Raw genomic sequence first — 14,043 nt, forward strand, 5'->3', positions numbered from 1 at the left:
ACAGGATTTCCGGTCAACGGTAAACTGGACGGTCACGGCGTCGGTCGTGTGACGCCTTCCGATCCGACAGCCCGCAAAGGTGGCCCCGTGACCACGGTCGTCCGCGTAACCGTCGTCCCCGGCGACGCCCCCGAGGGGATTCTCCTTCTCGCCCTGGGTGGGGAGCTCGACTACACCAACGCCGAACGGCTGCGGCACGACCTGCACGAGGCCGTCGGCCCCGAGCCGCGTGACCTGGTCGTCGACCTGACGGAGCTGAGCTTCTGCGACTCGTCCGGCCTTCAGGTCCTTCTCGGTGTGCGCGAGCTCGTCCAGGCCCGTGGGCGCCGGATCGCGCTGGCCAATCCGCACCAGCGGCTGAAGCGGATCTTCCACCTGACCGGTCTCGCCGAGGCATTCGGCGTCCAGCCGACCGTCACACAGGCGGTGGAGATCCTGACGAGCCAGACCCCGCTGTAGGACGTAAGTCGGCGGGGACCGGGCAGATGTCTAACGACCACCGGACGGGGCGAGGTCGAGGGGGAAGGCGTGACCGGCGACCAGGAACAGCAGTGGCCGATCGATGAGGATCTCGGTGCCCTGCGGGACTTCCTCCTGCGCAGGGCGGCCCTGGCGGGCCTGCGCGACGACCGCCTCGACGACCTGCTGATCGCCGTCAACGAGGCCGTGATCAACGTGCTCGAACACGGCGGCGGCGAGGGCACGGTGACCGTACGGCACGACGCGGACTGCGTCACCGTCGACATCACCGACACCGTGGGCGCGCTCGGCAGGCGTGACGTCCCGCCCCGACGTCCCGCCGACGCCGTGCGGGGCTTCGGCCTTTGGCTGATGAGTCAGCTCTGCGACGAGTTCACCATCCGGCGCAACGACGGCCGCTCGCTGGTACGCCTGCGGATGTGCCTGGACACCGTCCCCGCCCGGTAAGCCCTCTCCGAAGCTTTGCCTCGCGTGGAGATCGGCACGCGAATCCCGGGGGGATCACCTGGCCATCGTCTGCGCGCGAGGGGGATTCGATGGGCCGTCTCAGGGTGATCGGCGTCGTTGTGGTGGCCGTGGCGACGGGAGCCGCGCTCGCCGGGTGCTCGGGACAGGACAAGGCGGAGAAGGACCCCGCGGCGATCGCCGCCGCGGCGAAGGCCTCGGCGTCCGCGGTCGCGGCCAAGAAGGCGGCCCAGCTCAGGTCCAGGGCGGTGACGGCGGCCCAGGTCCGCGCCAACGAACTGGGGCAGATCCCCGTCCTGATGTACCACCGGGTGGTGGACAAGCCCGGCACCCAGGACGACCGCACCCCGAAGCAGTTCCGCACCGAGCTGGAACGGCTGGCCAAGGAGGGCTACGTCCCGGTGACGGCCGCCGAGTACGTCACCGGGCGCATGGACATCCCGGCCGGCAAGCACCCGGTCGTGCTCACCTTCGACGACTCCTCTCCCTCCCAGCTCTCACTGGACGGGATGGGCGTCCCCAAGCCCGGGACGGCCGTGGCCATCCTTGAGGACGTCGCCAAGCGGAACCCGGGCTTCCGGCCGGTCGCCACCATGTACGTGACGCGCGACATGTTCGGCAAGGCGACGCCCGAGGAGGGCACCGAGATGCTGACGTGGCTGCACGACAAGGGGTTCGACATCGGCAACCACACCCGGGACCACAAGAACCTGCGGGGCAGGCCCGAGGACCAGGTCACCGCCGAGATAGCCGCCGGTCACAAGCTCATCACCGACCTGATCCCCTCGAAGCCCGTCACGCTCGCCCTGCCGTACGGCAACCAGCCGAGCACCAAGTCGTGGGGGCTCAAGGGGACCTCCGGAGGCGTCTCCTACGACTACGGCGGGGTGTTCCTGGCCGGGTACACGCCCGCGGAGTCGCCCTTCAGCAAGAAGTTCGACCCGCAGGGCATCCCGAGGATCCGTTCGATGGACAAGACCGGTGACTGCGCGAAGTTCTGCTCGACCGCCTGGCTCGACTGGCTGCAGGCCCATCCGGACGAGCGCTACACCTCCGACGGCGACGTGAACACGGTCGCCTTCCCGAAGTTCAAGTCGCCCTTCGCGCTCAAGCGCTTCAGCGACCGAATCCTGGCCTACTGAACAGGGCGAGGGTCTCCGGCAGCTGCGAGTGGCGGGGTTCCGGCAGGTCGCCGGGGTCGAACCAGCCGAGCCGGTCGAACTTGTGCGGCTCGCCGATCGCGACCTCGGCGGGGTCGACCCTGACCGCGAAGACGACCGCGACCCAGTGGGAGTCGGGTACGGCGCGCACGACGTTGCGGACGCCGATCGTCTCGATGTCGAGCGCGTCCGCCGAGTACTCCTCGCGGACCTCGCGGGCGACGGCCGTCTCGAACGACTCGCCGTATTCGAGGGCTCCGGCGCCGCAGTCCCAGGTGCCGGGTTCGTCCCGCGCGCCCGTGCCGCGCCGGGCGAGCAGCACCCGGCCCGCGCCGTCGTGGCAGACGAAGACACACGAGACGGATGGTGTACGGTTCCCCTCCATCAGAAGTGGTCCAGTAGCTCGGGGAACGCCCGCAGGGTGAGCACTCCCCGGTCGCCGGGGTCGAGGGCGGCCTGTTCGAGCACCCAGGTGTGGGCGTTGGGGATGAGGACGGCGTTCATTCCGGCCTGCCGGGCGGGGATGATGTCCGACTTCGGGGAGTTCCCGATCATCCAGGTGCTCGCGGGTGTCAGCGCGTGCTCCTCGGCCAGCCGTAGGTAGGCGGTGATGTCCTTCTCCGGGACGATGTGGATGCCGTCGAAGTGGTGCGCCAGCTGGGAGGCGTCCAGTTTGCGGCGCTGTTCCGCCTGGTCGCCCTTGGTCAGCAGGAGCAGCCGGTGCCGGGTTCCGAGGTCGAGGAGCGTCTCGGCGACGCCGGGGACGAGCTCGACGCGGTGCTCGACGAGCGCGACCGCCAGCTCGTTGATCCGGCGCCGTTCCCGCTCGGTCGTGGGCCGCTCGTTGAGCCGCTCGAAGCAGTCGCGGAGGCTGCGCAGGAACACCTTGCTGCCGTAGCCGTGGACCGCCGTGTTGGCCGTCTCGATGTCGTTGAGGACGGCGCGGAGGTCGGCCCTGTCGAGGGTCGGATGCTCAAGCCAGTCGAGGAAGTCGTCGATGACCCGCTCGAACAGGACGTTGTTCTCCCAGAGCGTGTCGTCGGCGTCGAAGATGAGCACCCTGCCGGTTGACCGCGGTGACACGACTCTCCCTTGCTCGGATTTCCGCATGCCGTACAAGAGGTACAGGGCACCCGGAGCAGCGGCAAAGGGTTTTCCCGCCGTCAGGACGCGGCTTCGGCGATGACCTCGTCCACTTCCCGGCGGCGCGCCGCCTCCTCGGCGGCGAAGCGCTCGACCTCGATCCGCTCGGCGATCTCCTCGTCCTGCCGCATGAGGGCGTCGAGGTCGCCCCTGGACATCTCCAGGACGCCCATGTCGTCGTAGGCCTGGCGGATGCGCTCACTCCACAGGCCGATGTCCTTCACGCACGGGACGATCCGGCTGAACAGCAGGCTCTGGAACATCCGGATGTACGGCGAGTCCCTGAGCATCTCCTGGGCCTCGGCGCGGGGGATGCCGAAGTTCTCCCAGATCTCGACGCCGCGCAGCCGGTCGCGCATGAGGTAGCAGCCCTCGATGACGAAGTCCTCGCGTTCGCGCAGCTCGGCCGCCGACAGCTGCGCGTAGTAGTCGCGCAGCGCCAGGCGGCCGAAGGCGACGTGCCTGGCCTCGTCCTGCATGACGTAGGCGAGGATCTGCTTGGGCAGCGGCTTGGTGCTGGCGTCGCGGATCACGCCGAAGGCGGCCAGCGCCAGACCCTCGATGAGGACCTGCATGCCCAGGTAGGGCATGTCCCAGCGGGAGTCGCCGAGCGTCTCGCCCAGCAGGTCCTGGAGCTTGCCGTTGATCGGGTAGACCAGCCCGAGCTTCTCGTGCAGGAAGCGGGAGAAGATCTCCACGTGCCGGGCCTCGTCCATGGTCTGGGTGGCCGAGTAGAGCTTGGCGTCCAGGTCGGGGACGGTCTCGACGATCCTGGCGCCGGTGATCATGGCTCCCTGCTCACCGTGCAGGAACTGGGAGAACTGCCAGGCGGCGGCGTGGTGGCGCACCCGCCTCCGCTCCCGCTCGTCCATCTTCTCCCAGTGCCTGGTGCCGAAGATGGCCAGCGACTGGTCGGGCATGCCGAGCGCGTCGTACGGATCGACCTCGATGTCCCAGTCGATGCGTTTGACCGAGTCCCACTGCTTGTCCTTGCCCTTCTGGTACAGGGCAAGCAGTTTCTCCCTGTTCTCGTCGTACTCCCAGGTGAAGCGGGCGTCGCCGGTCATCGGCACATCCCAGGTCGCCTCGCCTACGGGGGTCGTGTAGAACCGGCCGGTCGACACGGTGATCACCTCCATGGCACGCGGACGTACGCCGTAGGAACGGTTTCACGCGCTCCCTGGGGTGTCAACGGCGGGGCCGTAAGTCCGCAACCAGGGAGAACCCGGTTCTCACACCGCCTCGACCGCCGCCGGGGCCTCCGTTTCCTGGGCGGGGGCGCGCAGCCCGCGCACCCCGGGGAAGAGCAGCGCGGCGAGCGAGGCCAGCAGGATGAGGGCGGCGCAGCCGAGCAGCGCGGGCCTCGGCCCGACCAGGATCGCCGCGGGCCCGGCCAGCATCAGGCCGATGGGGCCGAACATGAGGGACCCGAGGGCGTCGTAGGAGCTGACCCGCGACAGCGCCTCCGGCGGGATCTCACGCTGCATGGTGGTGTTCCACAGCACGCCGAAGACGTCGAAGCACACACCCATCACGACCGCGCCGAGGACGACCGTCCACAGCGGCGCCGAGATCCCGAGCAGCAGGTACGGCAGCGCGGTCGGCAGCGTCATGAGTGTGGCGATCAGGATAGGACGGCTGGGCCGCAGCCGCAGGGTGACGACGATGCCGCCGAGCATGCCGACCGCCTCGCCCGCCAGGACGGCCGACCAGGCCGCCGCCCCGCCCATCTGTTCCTTGGCGACCAGCGGCCCGAGCACGCCGTGCGCGGCCTGCATGGCCAGCACCAGCAGGGAGAACTGCGCGACCACGACCCACAGCCACTGCCGTGAGATGAACTCGCGCCAGCCGCCGCGCAGGTCGGTGAAGACGGAGCGCACGCCGTCGAGGAGCGACGTCCTGGCGGGCCGTACGGTCTCGGCTTCGTCCGAGGCCCGGGCGGCGGCGGGCTTGAGGCGCAGGGCGGCCACGAGCACGGCGGCCAGGGAGAACATCAGGCCGCTGACGACCAGTGCCCAGCCCGCGCCGATCAGGACGACCGTCATGCCGCCCATGACGAGACCGGCGACCCGGGAGATGTTGGTGCCCAGCCCCAGCAGGGCGTTGGCGGTCTGCAGGCGGTCGGCCTCGACGACGTCGGGGACGATGCCGGTCAGGGCGGGGAAGAGGATGGCCGTGGAGACGCCGCTGACGGCCGCCGCCGTCGCCAGGGCGGGCAGCGGGGTCCAGCCGGTGAGCATCATGCCGGCGAGGCTGAGGAAGGCCGCCGCGTTGAGCGTCTCGGCGGTCATCATCACCCGGTCGCGGGGCAGCCTGTCGGCGATCACACCGCCGACGAGCATGAACACCACCATGGGCAGCGACTCGGCGGTGAGGACGACCGACAGGGTCCCGGCCGTCGCGCCGGGCAGGGCCAGGACGCCGAAGGCGAGGGCCACGGGGGCGAAGGAGGTGCCGAGCACCGAGATGGTTCTGGCGACGAGCAGAAGAGAGAAGTCCCGATCCCGGAGCATGCCGAGATCACTCCGGTAGCTGTGCACGTGCCGTCCCCTTAGACCCCAAACCAGAAAGAGAACCCATTCTTCCGGTTCCCGGGTCATATGTCGCATGAATTTCGCCCCCTGTCCAGGAGCCAGGCAACGCAGAAGAAGCCCCAAAAGACGAAATATCCGACAATTGACTGACAGTCAGCACCTCATGTCATCCTCGCGACCACGGCGGCTCCGCAGGACCTCGCGCCCGCCTGACGGCCGGGGACCGCTGCCGAAGGAGTCCGATGAGACCGCTGAGCGTCATGCGATGGGCGGCGCACGAGGACGGCGCGAAGATGATCGACCGGCTGGGGGAGCTGGTCTCGTGCGAGTCGCCCCCCGGTTCCCTCCCCCACCTGCGGGCCTGCGCCGACCTGGTCGCCGGCTGGGGCGAGGCCGTACTCGGCAGACCGGCGCGGCGGGTCGTCAGGGACGGACTGCCCCACCTGCTCTGGGCCGCGCGGGACCAGCGGGTGCTGCTGCTCGGCCACTTCGACACGGTGTGGCCCGCGGGAACGATCAGGCAGTGGCCCTTCGCCGTGGACGGCGACCGCGCGACGGGGCCGGGGGCCTACGACATGAAGGCGGGCATCGTGCAGATGTTCACCGCCCTTGGCCTGCTCGCGGACACCTCACGGGTCGGTGTGCTGCTCACCTGCGACGAGGAGAGCGGCTCCGTCACCTCCCGCGAGCTGATCGAACGCCAGGCCCTGCGCTCGGGGGCGGTGCTCGTCTGCGAGGCCAGCGACCCGGCGGGCGCGCTGAAGGTCGCGCGCAAGGGCGGCTCCCTCTACCGGCTCACCGCCGTCGGCAGGGCGGCGCACGCGGGCGTCGAACCCCAGCGGGGCGTCAACGCCACCGTCGAGGTCGCCCACCAGGTCCTCACCGTGCAGGCGTTCGCCTCACCGGCGGAGGAGACCAGCGTGACCCCGACGGTGCTGACCGGCGGCACCACGACGAACACCGTCCCGGAGACCGCGACCCTCTGCGTCGACGTCCGCGCCTGGACCAGGGACGAGCTCGAACGGGTCGACCTGGAGATCCGCAGGATGACCGCGCGGCTGCCCGGGGCCGTGCTGTCCGTCGGCGGCGGGATCAACCGCCACCCGCTGACCCCGGAGGTCGCGCTGCCGCTGCTCGCGGTGGCGCAGGCCGCGGCCAAGGACATCGGCCTGCCGCCGCCGGACGGCGCGCACGTGCCCGGCGCCTCCGACGCCAACTTCACCGGCGCGCTCGGCGTGCCGACGCTGGACGGGCTCGGCGCGGTCGGCGGCGGCGCGCACGCGCGGGGGGAGTACGTCGACGTACGGGCGATGCCCGACCGCGCGGCGCTGCTGGCCGCACTCGTCGCGAGGCTTCTGACGACGCCTTCCTGACGAAGGCCCCACACCGGACGGTCGCCCCCAATACGCTGTGATCGGCCGCGCTCCCGCGCGTCCGGGGCTACCGCGAAAGTGGGCGCGACACGATGAACAGGGACAGCCGGCGGATCGGGGTCGAGGAGGAGTTCCTGGTCGTCGATCCGGTCACCAGGTGCGCGGTGCCCCAGGCGGAGGCGGTGCTGCGCCGGGCGGCCGACCGGCTCGGACCCCAGGTGGGCGGGGAGATCACCAAGCTCCAGGTCGAGTCACGGACGCTGCCCTGCCGTACGGTCACCGACCTGTACGGCCAGCTCGCACGGGGCCGGGCGGAGCTGGACGCCTCGGCCGCCGAGGAGGGGCTGCGGATCATGGCCAGCGGCACCCCGGTGCTGGGCGACGTCGTCCCCTCGCCGATGACCGAGGGGCCCCGGCAGGACCTGGGCAACGCGACCTTCAGGGGGCTGCACGACGAGCTGAGCATCTGCGCCCTGCACGTCCACGTCGAGCTGCCGGAACGCGACCGGGCGGTGCTCGCGGGCAACCACCTGCGGCCCCACCTGCCCACGTTGATCGCGCTCACCGCGAACTCGCCGTACTGGTCGCGGCGCGACACCGGCTACGCGAGCTGGCGCACGCTGGTGTGGAACCGCTGGCCGGTCGCGGGGCCTCCGCCGTACTTCACCTCGGCCGACCACTACGACTCCCACATCGCCATGCTCCAGGAGGCCGGGGCCCTGGTCGACGTGGGCACGGTCTTCTGGGACATCAGGCCCTCGGCGCACCAGCCGACGCTTGAGATCAGGGCCGCCGACGTGCCGACCACCGCCGAGGAGTCGGCGATGGTCGCCGCCCTGGTCAGAGGCCTGGTGACGACCTCGCTCACGCTGGTCGACCGGGGGGACCCGGGGCCGGTCGTCTCGGCCGACCTGATGCGGGTCGCCTACTGGCGGGCCGCCCGCGACGGGCTCGGCGGGTACGGCGTGGACGTGCGCACCGGCCGTCCCGTGCCCGCCGCCGAGCTGGCCGTACGGATGCTCGACGCCGCGGCTGCCGGGCTTGAGGAGCACGGGGACCTCGACCTGGTCACCGGCTGGCTGAAGCGCCTGACCGGGGAGGGCGACGGGGCCACCCGCCAGCGCCGCGCCGCCGAGGAAGGCGGGCTCGCCGGGGTCGTCGACCACCTCATCACCTGTACGGCCCCGCCCGCCCTCCAGGAGGAGAGCACGTCCGCGTAACGACATCCCGGTCCGCCCGGTCCACCCTTGAGGGGAGGCAGGACGGACTGGGAGGCGTTTTCCGTTGACCGAGACCGCAGAGCACCCGACGATTCCCCTGGACACCAGCCGTAGGCCGCCTTCGGCCATGGCCCACGACGCCAGGGCGTTCGCCGACACGATGACCGCCCGCAGGTCGGTGCGGGAGTTCGCACCCGACCCGGTGCCCGAAGGGGTGATCGAGGCGGCCGTACGGGCGGCGGCGAGCGCGCCGAGCGGCGCCAACCTGCAGCCGTGGCGGTTCGTCGTCGTGACGGACCCCGAGCGCAGGCGACGGCTGCGTGCGGCCGCCGAGGCCGAGGAACGGGAGTTCTACGCGCACCGGGCCCCCGCCGAGTGGCTCGACATGATCGCCCCGATCGGCACCGACTGGCACAAGCCGTTCCTGGAGATCGCCCCGGTGGTGATCGTGATCTTCGAGGTGCACCAGGGGCCGCGTACCCCCAAGCCCTACTACGTCAAGGAGTCGGTCGGCATCGCGGTCGGTCTGCTGATCGCGGCGCTGCACCACGCGGGGCTGGCCACGCTGGTCCACACGCCCAGCCCGATGCGCTTCCTCAACGAGGTGTGCGACCGGCCCCCGGAGGAGCGTCCCTACCTGGTGATGCCGGTCGGCTACCCGGCGGCGGGCGTCCGGGTGCCCGACCTGACCCGCAAGCCGCTGGAGGAGGTGATGATCCGCTGCTGAGGCCGCTCCTTCGAGCGGATCATGCCGGGATCGCCCGGCTGCTCAGGTGAGGTTCTCCTCGAAGAAGGCCAGCAGCGGTTCCACGTGCCGTTCGGGACGGCGCCAGTCGGCCAGCAGGTCTTCGAGCAGGTGCCGTTCGGCCACCTGCTCGGTGCCCCGGTGGCGCCGTACGACCGGGTGGATGAACGCGCTCTCCCGCGCCCGGCCGGGTTCGGGGTGCCGTTCGATGGCGAAGACGTCGCCGTAGTCCTCGCGCCCCCAGCGCAGCGTGACCGTGTAGTAGTGGGGCTCGTCCCCGAACCGGGAGAGCGCGTAGTCCTCCGGCAGGTCCGTGTAGTGCCTGACCAGCCCGCTCGCCTCGTCGAGCACCAGCACGTCACACAGGTACTCGAACTGGGTCCACAGCGCCGAACTCCAGTTCACCCGGTCGAGCACCAGCGCCATCAGCTTCTGCGGGTCGGCGGGAACCGTGTCGTACGGCAGCGCCACCCCCTCGTAGCGTTCGCGCAGCAGGGCGGTGAGCGTGCGCAGGTTGTAGCGGAAGCCGTCGATGAAGGCCGAGGACGCCCGGCGGAAGTCACGTGCCTGGGCGATGGTGCCCGCGAAGTAGAGGTCGTCGACGTTGGACGAACGCCAGTCCGGGTGCAGCGAGGGAAGCCTGTCGTCGCGTTCGGTCTCCGGACGGCAGGACGGGTCGAAGATCGAGGTGTCCATCCTGAAGCCGGTGCACCGGATGACCGCGTCGTATTCGAGCACGGCCTGTTCCCCGTCGGCGTGGGTGTAGGTGATGCGAACCTCGTAGTGCTCCCCGGTCCAGGAGATCTCGTCGATCACGCAGTCGAGCACCGAGTGCAGCGTCTTGAACTGGTAGCTGTCCAGGATCGCCCCGTACTGACCTCGTACGTCACCGGGGTGTTTGGTGTTCCACGCCAGGCGCAGCGGTCTGCGGCTGGCCAGGTGCACCATCGCCGCGTGGCCGAGGATGGCGTTGGCGGTCTCGAACGCCGAGTTGCCCTTGCCGACGACGAGCACCCGCTTGCCCGCGTACGCCGCCGGGTCGGTGTCCATCTCCTCGTAGCCGACCGCGTGCTCGATGCCCCTGATCTCCGGCACGTACGGCGCGCCCCACCCGGTGGCCACGACGACGCACCGGCAGCGCAGCACGTCGTCCCCGGTGCGCACGAGGAAGCCGTCACCGGAGCGCTCGATCCGGCTCACGGCGGTGCCGTACCGGACGGCGAGGCCGTGCAGGCTCTGGAAGTCGGACAGGTAGCGCACCAGGTCGTCGGCCGCGGGGAGGTACTCGGCGCTGTAGCCGGGGAACAGCAGTCCGGGGGAGTCGTTGAGCAGCGAGTTCCAGTCCCAGCGCAGCCTGATCTCCGGGTCGGTGCTCGTGGTGTGCACCTTGTTGAGGGAGATCAGCCTGCGGTGGCGGGGGTAGGTGCGGAAGAAGCTCGCGGGGGCGTCCGCGCGTTCCAGCGTCACGTAGTCGGCGCCCGCCTGCTGCAGGAAGTAGCTCAGCTGGAGGCCCGCCGGCCCCGCTCCGACGATGACGTACTGGTGCGTTTCACTCATGGGTGACATGGCCTCCGCTCGTGACCCCTTTTGACCATGGGGGACCCTCAAAAGACTGTCAATGACGCGTAGTTGGCCGGATCAGGACGTGTCGCCTTCTGAGCACTTTCAGCGAAGACACGCGGGATGACGCCGTGTCACCATCGGCCTTCACCGATCCTTCGAGGAGTGACGTCATGGCACACATCGATCTCGGCGTGGACGAGCACGCGTTTCCCGGCATCTCCGGACTCATGCGGTTCAGGCCGGAGACGGCCGGGCCGCTCGGCGCACTGGCCGAGGTGCTGCTGCGCGGGCCGCACCCGCTGTCCGCCGGTGAGCGCGAGCTGATCGCCGCCTACGTCTCCGGTCTGAACGAGTGCTCCTTCTGCTGCGCGTCCCACTCGGCGTTCGCCGCCGCCCAGCTCGACGAGGGGATGACCCTGGTCGAGCAGGTGCGCGCCGACCTGGACGCGGCGCCGGTCTCCGGCAAGCTGCGCGCCCTGCTGCGGATCGCGGGCGTCGTGCGTGGCGACGCCCGCGAGGTGAGCCGGGAACTGGTCGAGGCGGCCCGCAAGGAGGGCGCCACCGACCTGGAGATCCACGACACCGTGTTGATCGCGGCGGCGTTCTGCATGTTCAACCGCTACGTCGACGGGCTCGGGACACTGGCTCCCGAGGGCGGGGAGGGGTACGAGGCCTCGGCCCGGCGCATTGTCGAATCGGGCTATCTGTCCTGAATGTTGGTCCGGGCCGAAAGGGTGATTCCTTCACGGCCCGGACGGATATCTCCGGATGCTCCAGAATGGCTAATCCGACATATGTAGCCGATAGCGGATTTATCCGGTGACTAGCGGGAGACCTTGCGCCGCCTCATGAGGCGGTTCCACACGACACCCAGCCGGACACCCCAGATGCCGGCGCCGACGACCAGGAAGAACGTCCCGGTGACGTAGGTCCACCAGCCCCCGCCGTGGGAGAGATCGTGAATGCCGCGGACGATGGAGGAGAGACCGATGATGGGGAGGATGAAGGTCAGAAAAATCCAGGTGCTGCCAGGTTGTCCACCGGATGATTCCTTGGGAGACATACCTCAACTCTACGGCGCGACCCTCTTTCGTGAAACGAATTATTTTACCCCCTAACAGGAAACAATCCTTCCTGTTAAACCCGGAAAGAGTCCCTTGTGCGTCGGCCCAGGGCTCCCGAAGCTGCGGTCAGGGCGAAGTAGGAGGCTGACCGGCCACCGGAACCACATCGTTCCAGTTCACGGCTCTGCTGATCTTTGATTTGTGATGTTCGGTGATCAACGGTGCCGCCCGCGGTGAATCGCGGACGGCACCGTACGGGTTCGTGGTGAAACATTCCTTCACGGTCGGGATATGGCGGATGACGTGCTCTCGGCCGTTACCTGCCGGGCGGGGCGATGCGGACGACCTCGGAACCCGGCGCCACCCGGCTGCCCGTGGTGATGTCGAAGGTGATGAACCCGCTCGCTCCGGGGATGCGCTTCTCCCCGGTCTTGAAGGAGCTCAGGGCGTTGCCGACGTCGTGGTTGTTGGGCAGCGTGTCGGGCCCTCCGGAGGTCAGCTTCCGGTTGTAGGCGTCCTTGACCGCCGCGATCGCGGTCAGCAGCGCGTCATGGGACATGACGGCCCACCCGCTGTCCAGGTCCTTGATCTTGAATCTCTCACCGAACCTTCTCTCGAACTCGGCGTAGACGAAGGCGTTGTTGTTCGTGTTCCTGGAACTCCTGAGATAGCCCGGGTCGGCGAGAGGGACGTAGACCAGCGCGGTGGGCACCTTCGGGTCGGTGAGCTCGGGGGTGTCCCTGGGCTGCGCGGCGCCGTCCGAGCCGGTGATGACCGTGATGAGCTTGTCCGGGCAGGCACGGTTCTGCAGCTCGTGGAGGAACTTCGGCAGGAAGGTCTGCCGTCCCGCGTACAGGACCATCTCCTGCCCGCACACGTCCTGGAGAACCGGGTTGCCCCGCGTGTCGAAGTAGAACTGCCTGCGATGGTCCTTGTCGCCGAGGAGGTCGGCGAACTGCTTGAGGAAGGCCTCCTTCAAGGAGGAGGTGTACAGGTCGGAGCTGCCCTGGGGGGTCTCGTCGGTCCAGACGAGCACGGCCTTGCCGCTCAGAGGCTTGCGCTTGGTGTCGCTCAGGTATCCGTTTTTGAAGAGGTAGTCCCGGATGGCCGTGAGCTGGCTGGTGGTGGAGGGCGCGACCCGCAACAGTCCGCGGATCGGCTTTCCCCCGTCGATCGTGCCGGTGGCGTCGAAGCCGTCGGCGGTGATGACGTCGCTGACCATGGAGATGTCCGCGGCGGACAGGGCTCGGGCCGCCTGGATGCTCTCCTGCTGGCTGAGCCCTGTTCCCACGACGGCCACGAGGTGATCCGGGCCCTCGGTCATGGTCTTCAGGTGGTCAACAGCGTGACGCCACTGGGTTTCGTCGCTGCCCATGTTGGCCAGGACCAGGCGGATGTTCGGACGGGTCTGGCTGTCGTTGGCGGCGCGCTGGGCGGTGAGAAGCCCTTCCAGCTGGTGGACGCTCCGGTTGCCCGTCAGCGAGCCCTGTCCGGAACCCATCGGGGCCAGGAAGGCGATCGTGACGTACGGGCCGGTCATCGCTCTTTCGTTCTCCTGACCGATCAGCTCCAGGACCTTCGCGGCCTCCGGGCCGAACACCGTGGAGGTGCCGATGGCGTCGGTGACGCCCACGCACTCGCGGCCCCCGCCCTGGCCTGCGCCCCCCTGCCGGACGTCGACGCTCATCAGCGCCGAATCACCGGTGCCGCACTGGCCGTCACGCACCAGCACGACGGCGGTGGTCGCGGCGGCGGCCACGGTCACACCGACCGCCAGGGAGATGACGATCGCGCGCCGGGTACCGAATCGCGCCGGCAAGGACCGCCGGGCTGTGGCTGTGGCAGCGGGCTGCTGCGGCTCTTGGGCGGAAGGCTCCGGTGCTGTGGCCGCAGCCGGGTCGCCGAGCTGCGGCGGTTCCTGGGAGGAAGGCGGCGGCGGGGAGGGCACGGGTGCTCTGCTTTGCTGGTACAGCCTTTCGCGCGCCTGCGCCCAGGCCTCCACGTCGTCGTCGTTGACACCGCAGGCGCGCACATAGTCCCTGACGAACTGCTCCGCGGGCAGTGTCCGCCTCCCGAGAACGGTGGAGGCGGTGCTGCTGCGGATGCCGCCTCGTCTGTCGATGGTCTCGAAGGTCAGGTTGTTGACCTCTTTGAGGTCCTTCAGCTTCTGGGTGAACTGCTCGGGCGTGGTGACGTCCTTCAGCTCCTCCACCAGTGACCGGACCGGGGCCTTGTCCTGTCCGGGCATCACAGCCACCTGCTTCCGGCTGTTCCGCCGGCCAGCCACGAGCTGATC

Annotated in this window: 14 protein-coding genes; 7 read left to right on the forward strand and 7 right to left on the reverse strand. The window is 69.6% G+C overall.

The annotated features are described in order from the left end of the window. Nucleotides 1-87: 87 nt before the first annotated feature. The 3 genes from ACFOYY_RS11710 to ACFOYY_RS11720 all read left to right on the forward strand — a co-directional run bounded on the left by ACFOYY_RS11710 (nucleotide 88) and on the right by ACFOYY_RS11720 (nucleotide 2,087). Nucleotides 88-459 (forward strand): STAS domain-containing protein, encoded by a 372-nt coding sequence (locus ACFOYY_RS11710; RefSeq protein ID WP_386189777.1) that lies wholly within the window; start codon nucleotides 88-90, stop codon nucleotides 457-459. Between the two features lie 69 nt (nucleotides 460-528). Beyond that, nucleotides 529-927, forward strand: coding sequence for an ATP-binding protein (locus ACFOYY_RS11715; RefSeq protein WP_362783685.1), 399 nt, complete (start codon nucleotides 529-531; stop codon nucleotides 925-927). 89 nt (nucleotides 928-1,016) lie between these two features. Beyond that, entirely contained in the window at nucleotides 1,017-2,087 is a 1,071-nt protein-coding gene (locus ACFOYY_RS11720) for a polysaccharide deacetylase family protein (RefSeq protein ID WP_386189778.1), read from the forward strand. Here the strand turns inward: ACFOYY_RS11720 and ACFOYY_RS11725 are convergent. From ACFOYY_RS11725 to ACFOYY_RS11740, 4 genes are all read right to left on the reverse strand, one after another. Continuing rightward, complete coding sequence (locus tag ACFOYY_RS11725) at nucleotides 2,062-2,490, reverse strand: NUDIX domain-containing protein (RefSeq protein ID WP_386189779.1); 429 nt, start codon at nucleotides 2,488-2,490, stop codon at nucleotides 2,062-2,064. The two genes, ACFOYY_RS11720 and ACFOYY_RS11725, sit on opposite strands and share 26 nt — an antisense overlap. Continuing rightward, on the reverse strand, nucleotides 2,490-3,188 hold the full coding sequence (locus ACFOYY_RS11730) for an HAD family hydrolase (protein WP_386189780.1): 699 nt from the start codon (nucleotides 3,186-3,188) through the stop codon (nucleotides 2,490-2,492). Before ACFOYY_RS11730 ends, ACFOYY_RS11725 begins: the two co-directional genes overlap by 1 nt. Nucleotides 3,189-3,268: 80 nt before the next feature. After that, a complete protein-coding gene (locus ACFOYY_RS11735; protein WP_386189784.1) occupies nucleotides 3,269-4,372 on the reverse strand; it encodes a ferritin-like domain-containing protein in 1,104 nt (367 codons plus the stop codon). 108 nt (nucleotides 4,373-4,480) lie between these two features. Continuing rightward, nucleotides 4,481-5,788 carry an MFS transporter gene (locus tag ACFOYY_RS11740; protein ID WP_362783672.1) on the reverse strand — a complete coding sequence of 436 codons (1,308 nt, stop codon included), beginning with the start codon at nucleotides 5,786-5,788 and terminating at the stop codon, nucleotides 4,481-4,483. Nucleotides 5,789-6,024: 236 nt separating this feature from the next. Between ACFOYY_RS11740 and ACFOYY_RS11745 the strand changes: the two genes are divergently transcribed. The 3 genes from ACFOYY_RS11745 (at nucleotide 6,025) to ACFOYY_RS11755 (ending at nucleotide 9,102) form a co-directional block, all read left to right on the forward strand. After that, the gene (locus ACFOYY_RS11745) at nucleotides 6,025-7,155 is read left to right on the forward strand and encodes a M20/M25/M40 family metallo-hydrolase (RefSeq protein ID WP_352013562.1); all 1,131 of its coding nucleotides are present in this window, start codon (nucleotides 6,025-6,027) and stop codon (nucleotides 7,153-7,155) included. Between the two features lie 92 nt (nucleotides 7,156-7,247). Beyond that, the gene (locus ACFOYY_RS11750; protein ID WP_352013563.1) at nucleotides 7,248-8,375 is read left to right on the forward strand and encodes a carboxylate-amine ligase; all 1,128 of its coding nucleotides are present in this window, start codon (nucleotides 7,248-7,250) and stop codon (nucleotides 8,373-8,375) included. A gap of 64 nt (nucleotides 8,376-8,439) precedes the next feature. After that, nucleotides 8,440-9,102, forward strand: coding sequence for a nitroreductase family protein (locus ACFOYY_RS11755; RefSeq protein WP_352013564.1), 663 nt, complete (start codon nucleotides 8,440-8,442; stop codon nucleotides 9,100-9,102). 42 nt (nucleotides 9,103-9,144) lie between these two features. On the opposite strand, the gene ACFOYY_RS11760 is transcribed toward ACFOYY_RS11755, so the two are convergent. Continuing rightward, nucleotides 9,145-10,677 carry an NAD(P)-binding domain-containing protein gene (locus tag ACFOYY_RS11760; protein ID WP_386189781.1) on the reverse strand — a complete coding sequence of 511 codons (1,533 nt, stop codon included), beginning with the start codon at nucleotides 10,675-10,677 and terminating at the stop codon, nucleotides 9,145-9,147. A gap of 176 nt (nucleotides 10,678-10,853) precedes the next feature. Here ACFOYY_RS11760 and ACFOYY_RS11765 point away from each other — a divergent pair, with 176 nt between their 5' ends. Then, entirely contained in the window at nucleotides 10,854-11,396 is a 543-nt protein-coding gene (locus ACFOYY_RS11765) for a carboxymuconolactone decarboxylase family protein (RefSeq protein ID WP_362911013.1), read from the forward strand. A gap of 110 nt (nucleotides 11,397-11,506) precedes the next feature. On the opposite strand, the gene ACFOYY_RS11770 is transcribed toward ACFOYY_RS11765, so the two are convergent. Together ACFOYY_RS11770 and ACFOYY_RS11775 are read right to left on the reverse strand one after the other, a co-directional pair. Continuing rightward, complete coding sequence (locus ACFOYY_RS11770) at nucleotides 11,507-11,746, reverse strand: hypothetical protein (RefSeq protein WP_352013567.1); 240 nt, start codon at nucleotides 11,744-11,746, stop codon at nucleotides 11,507-11,509. Nucleotides 11,747-12,063: 317 nt separating this feature from the next. Next, the gene (locus ACFOYY_RS11775; protein ID WP_386189782.1) at nucleotides 12,064-13,995 is read right to left on the reverse strand and encodes a hypothetical protein; all 1,932 of its coding nucleotides are present in this window, start codon (nucleotides 13,993-13,995) and stop codon (nucleotides 12,064-12,066) included. Between the last annotated feature and the right edge of the window lie 48 nt (nucleotides 13,996-14,043).

It is taken from the genome of Streptosporangium jomthongense (assembly GCF_042650425.1).
Taxonomy (GTDB): domain Bacteria; phylum Actinomycetota; class Actinomycetes; order Streptosporangiales; family Streptosporangiaceae; genus Streptosporangium.

What these genes read in the sequence shown, in the direction of transcription:
- ACFOYY_RS11720 (WP_386189778.1), top strand. Translation starts at nt 1,017, where the DNA reads ATGGGCCGTCTCAGGGTGATCGGCGTCGTTGTGGTGGCCGTGGCGACG.
- ACFOYY_RS11725 (WP_386189779.1), bottom strand. Translation starts at nt 2,490, where the DNA reads ATGGAGGGGAACCGTACACCATCCGTCTCGTGTGTCTTCGTCTGCCAC.
- ACFOYY_RS11745 (WP_352013562.1), top strand. Translation starts at nt 6,025, where the DNA reads ATGAGACCGCTGAGCGTCATGCGATGGGCGGCGCACGAGGACGGCGCG.
- ACFOYY_RS11750 (WP_352013563.1), top strand. Translation starts at nt 7,248, where the DNA reads ATGAACAGGGACAGCCGGCGGATCGGGGTCGAGGAGGAGTTCCTGGTC.
- ACFOYY_RS11760 (WP_386189781.1), bottom strand. Translation starts at nt 10,677, where the DNA reads ATGAGTGAAACGCACCAGTACGTCATCGTCGGAGCGGGGCCGGCGGGC.
- ACFOYY_RS11765 (WP_362911013.1), top strand. Translation starts at nt 10,854, where the DNA reads ATGGCACACATCGATCTCGGCGTGGACGAGCACGCGTTTCCCGGCATC.
- ACFOYY_RS11770 (WP_352013567.1), bottom strand. Translation starts at nt 11,746, where the DNA reads ATGTCTCCCAAGGAATCATCCGGTGGACAACCTGGCAGCACCTGGATT.
- ACFOYY_RS11775 (WP_386189782.1), bottom strand. Translation starts at nt 13,995, where the DNA reads ATGCCCGGACAGGACAAGGCCCCGGTCCGGTCACTGGTGGAGGAGCTG.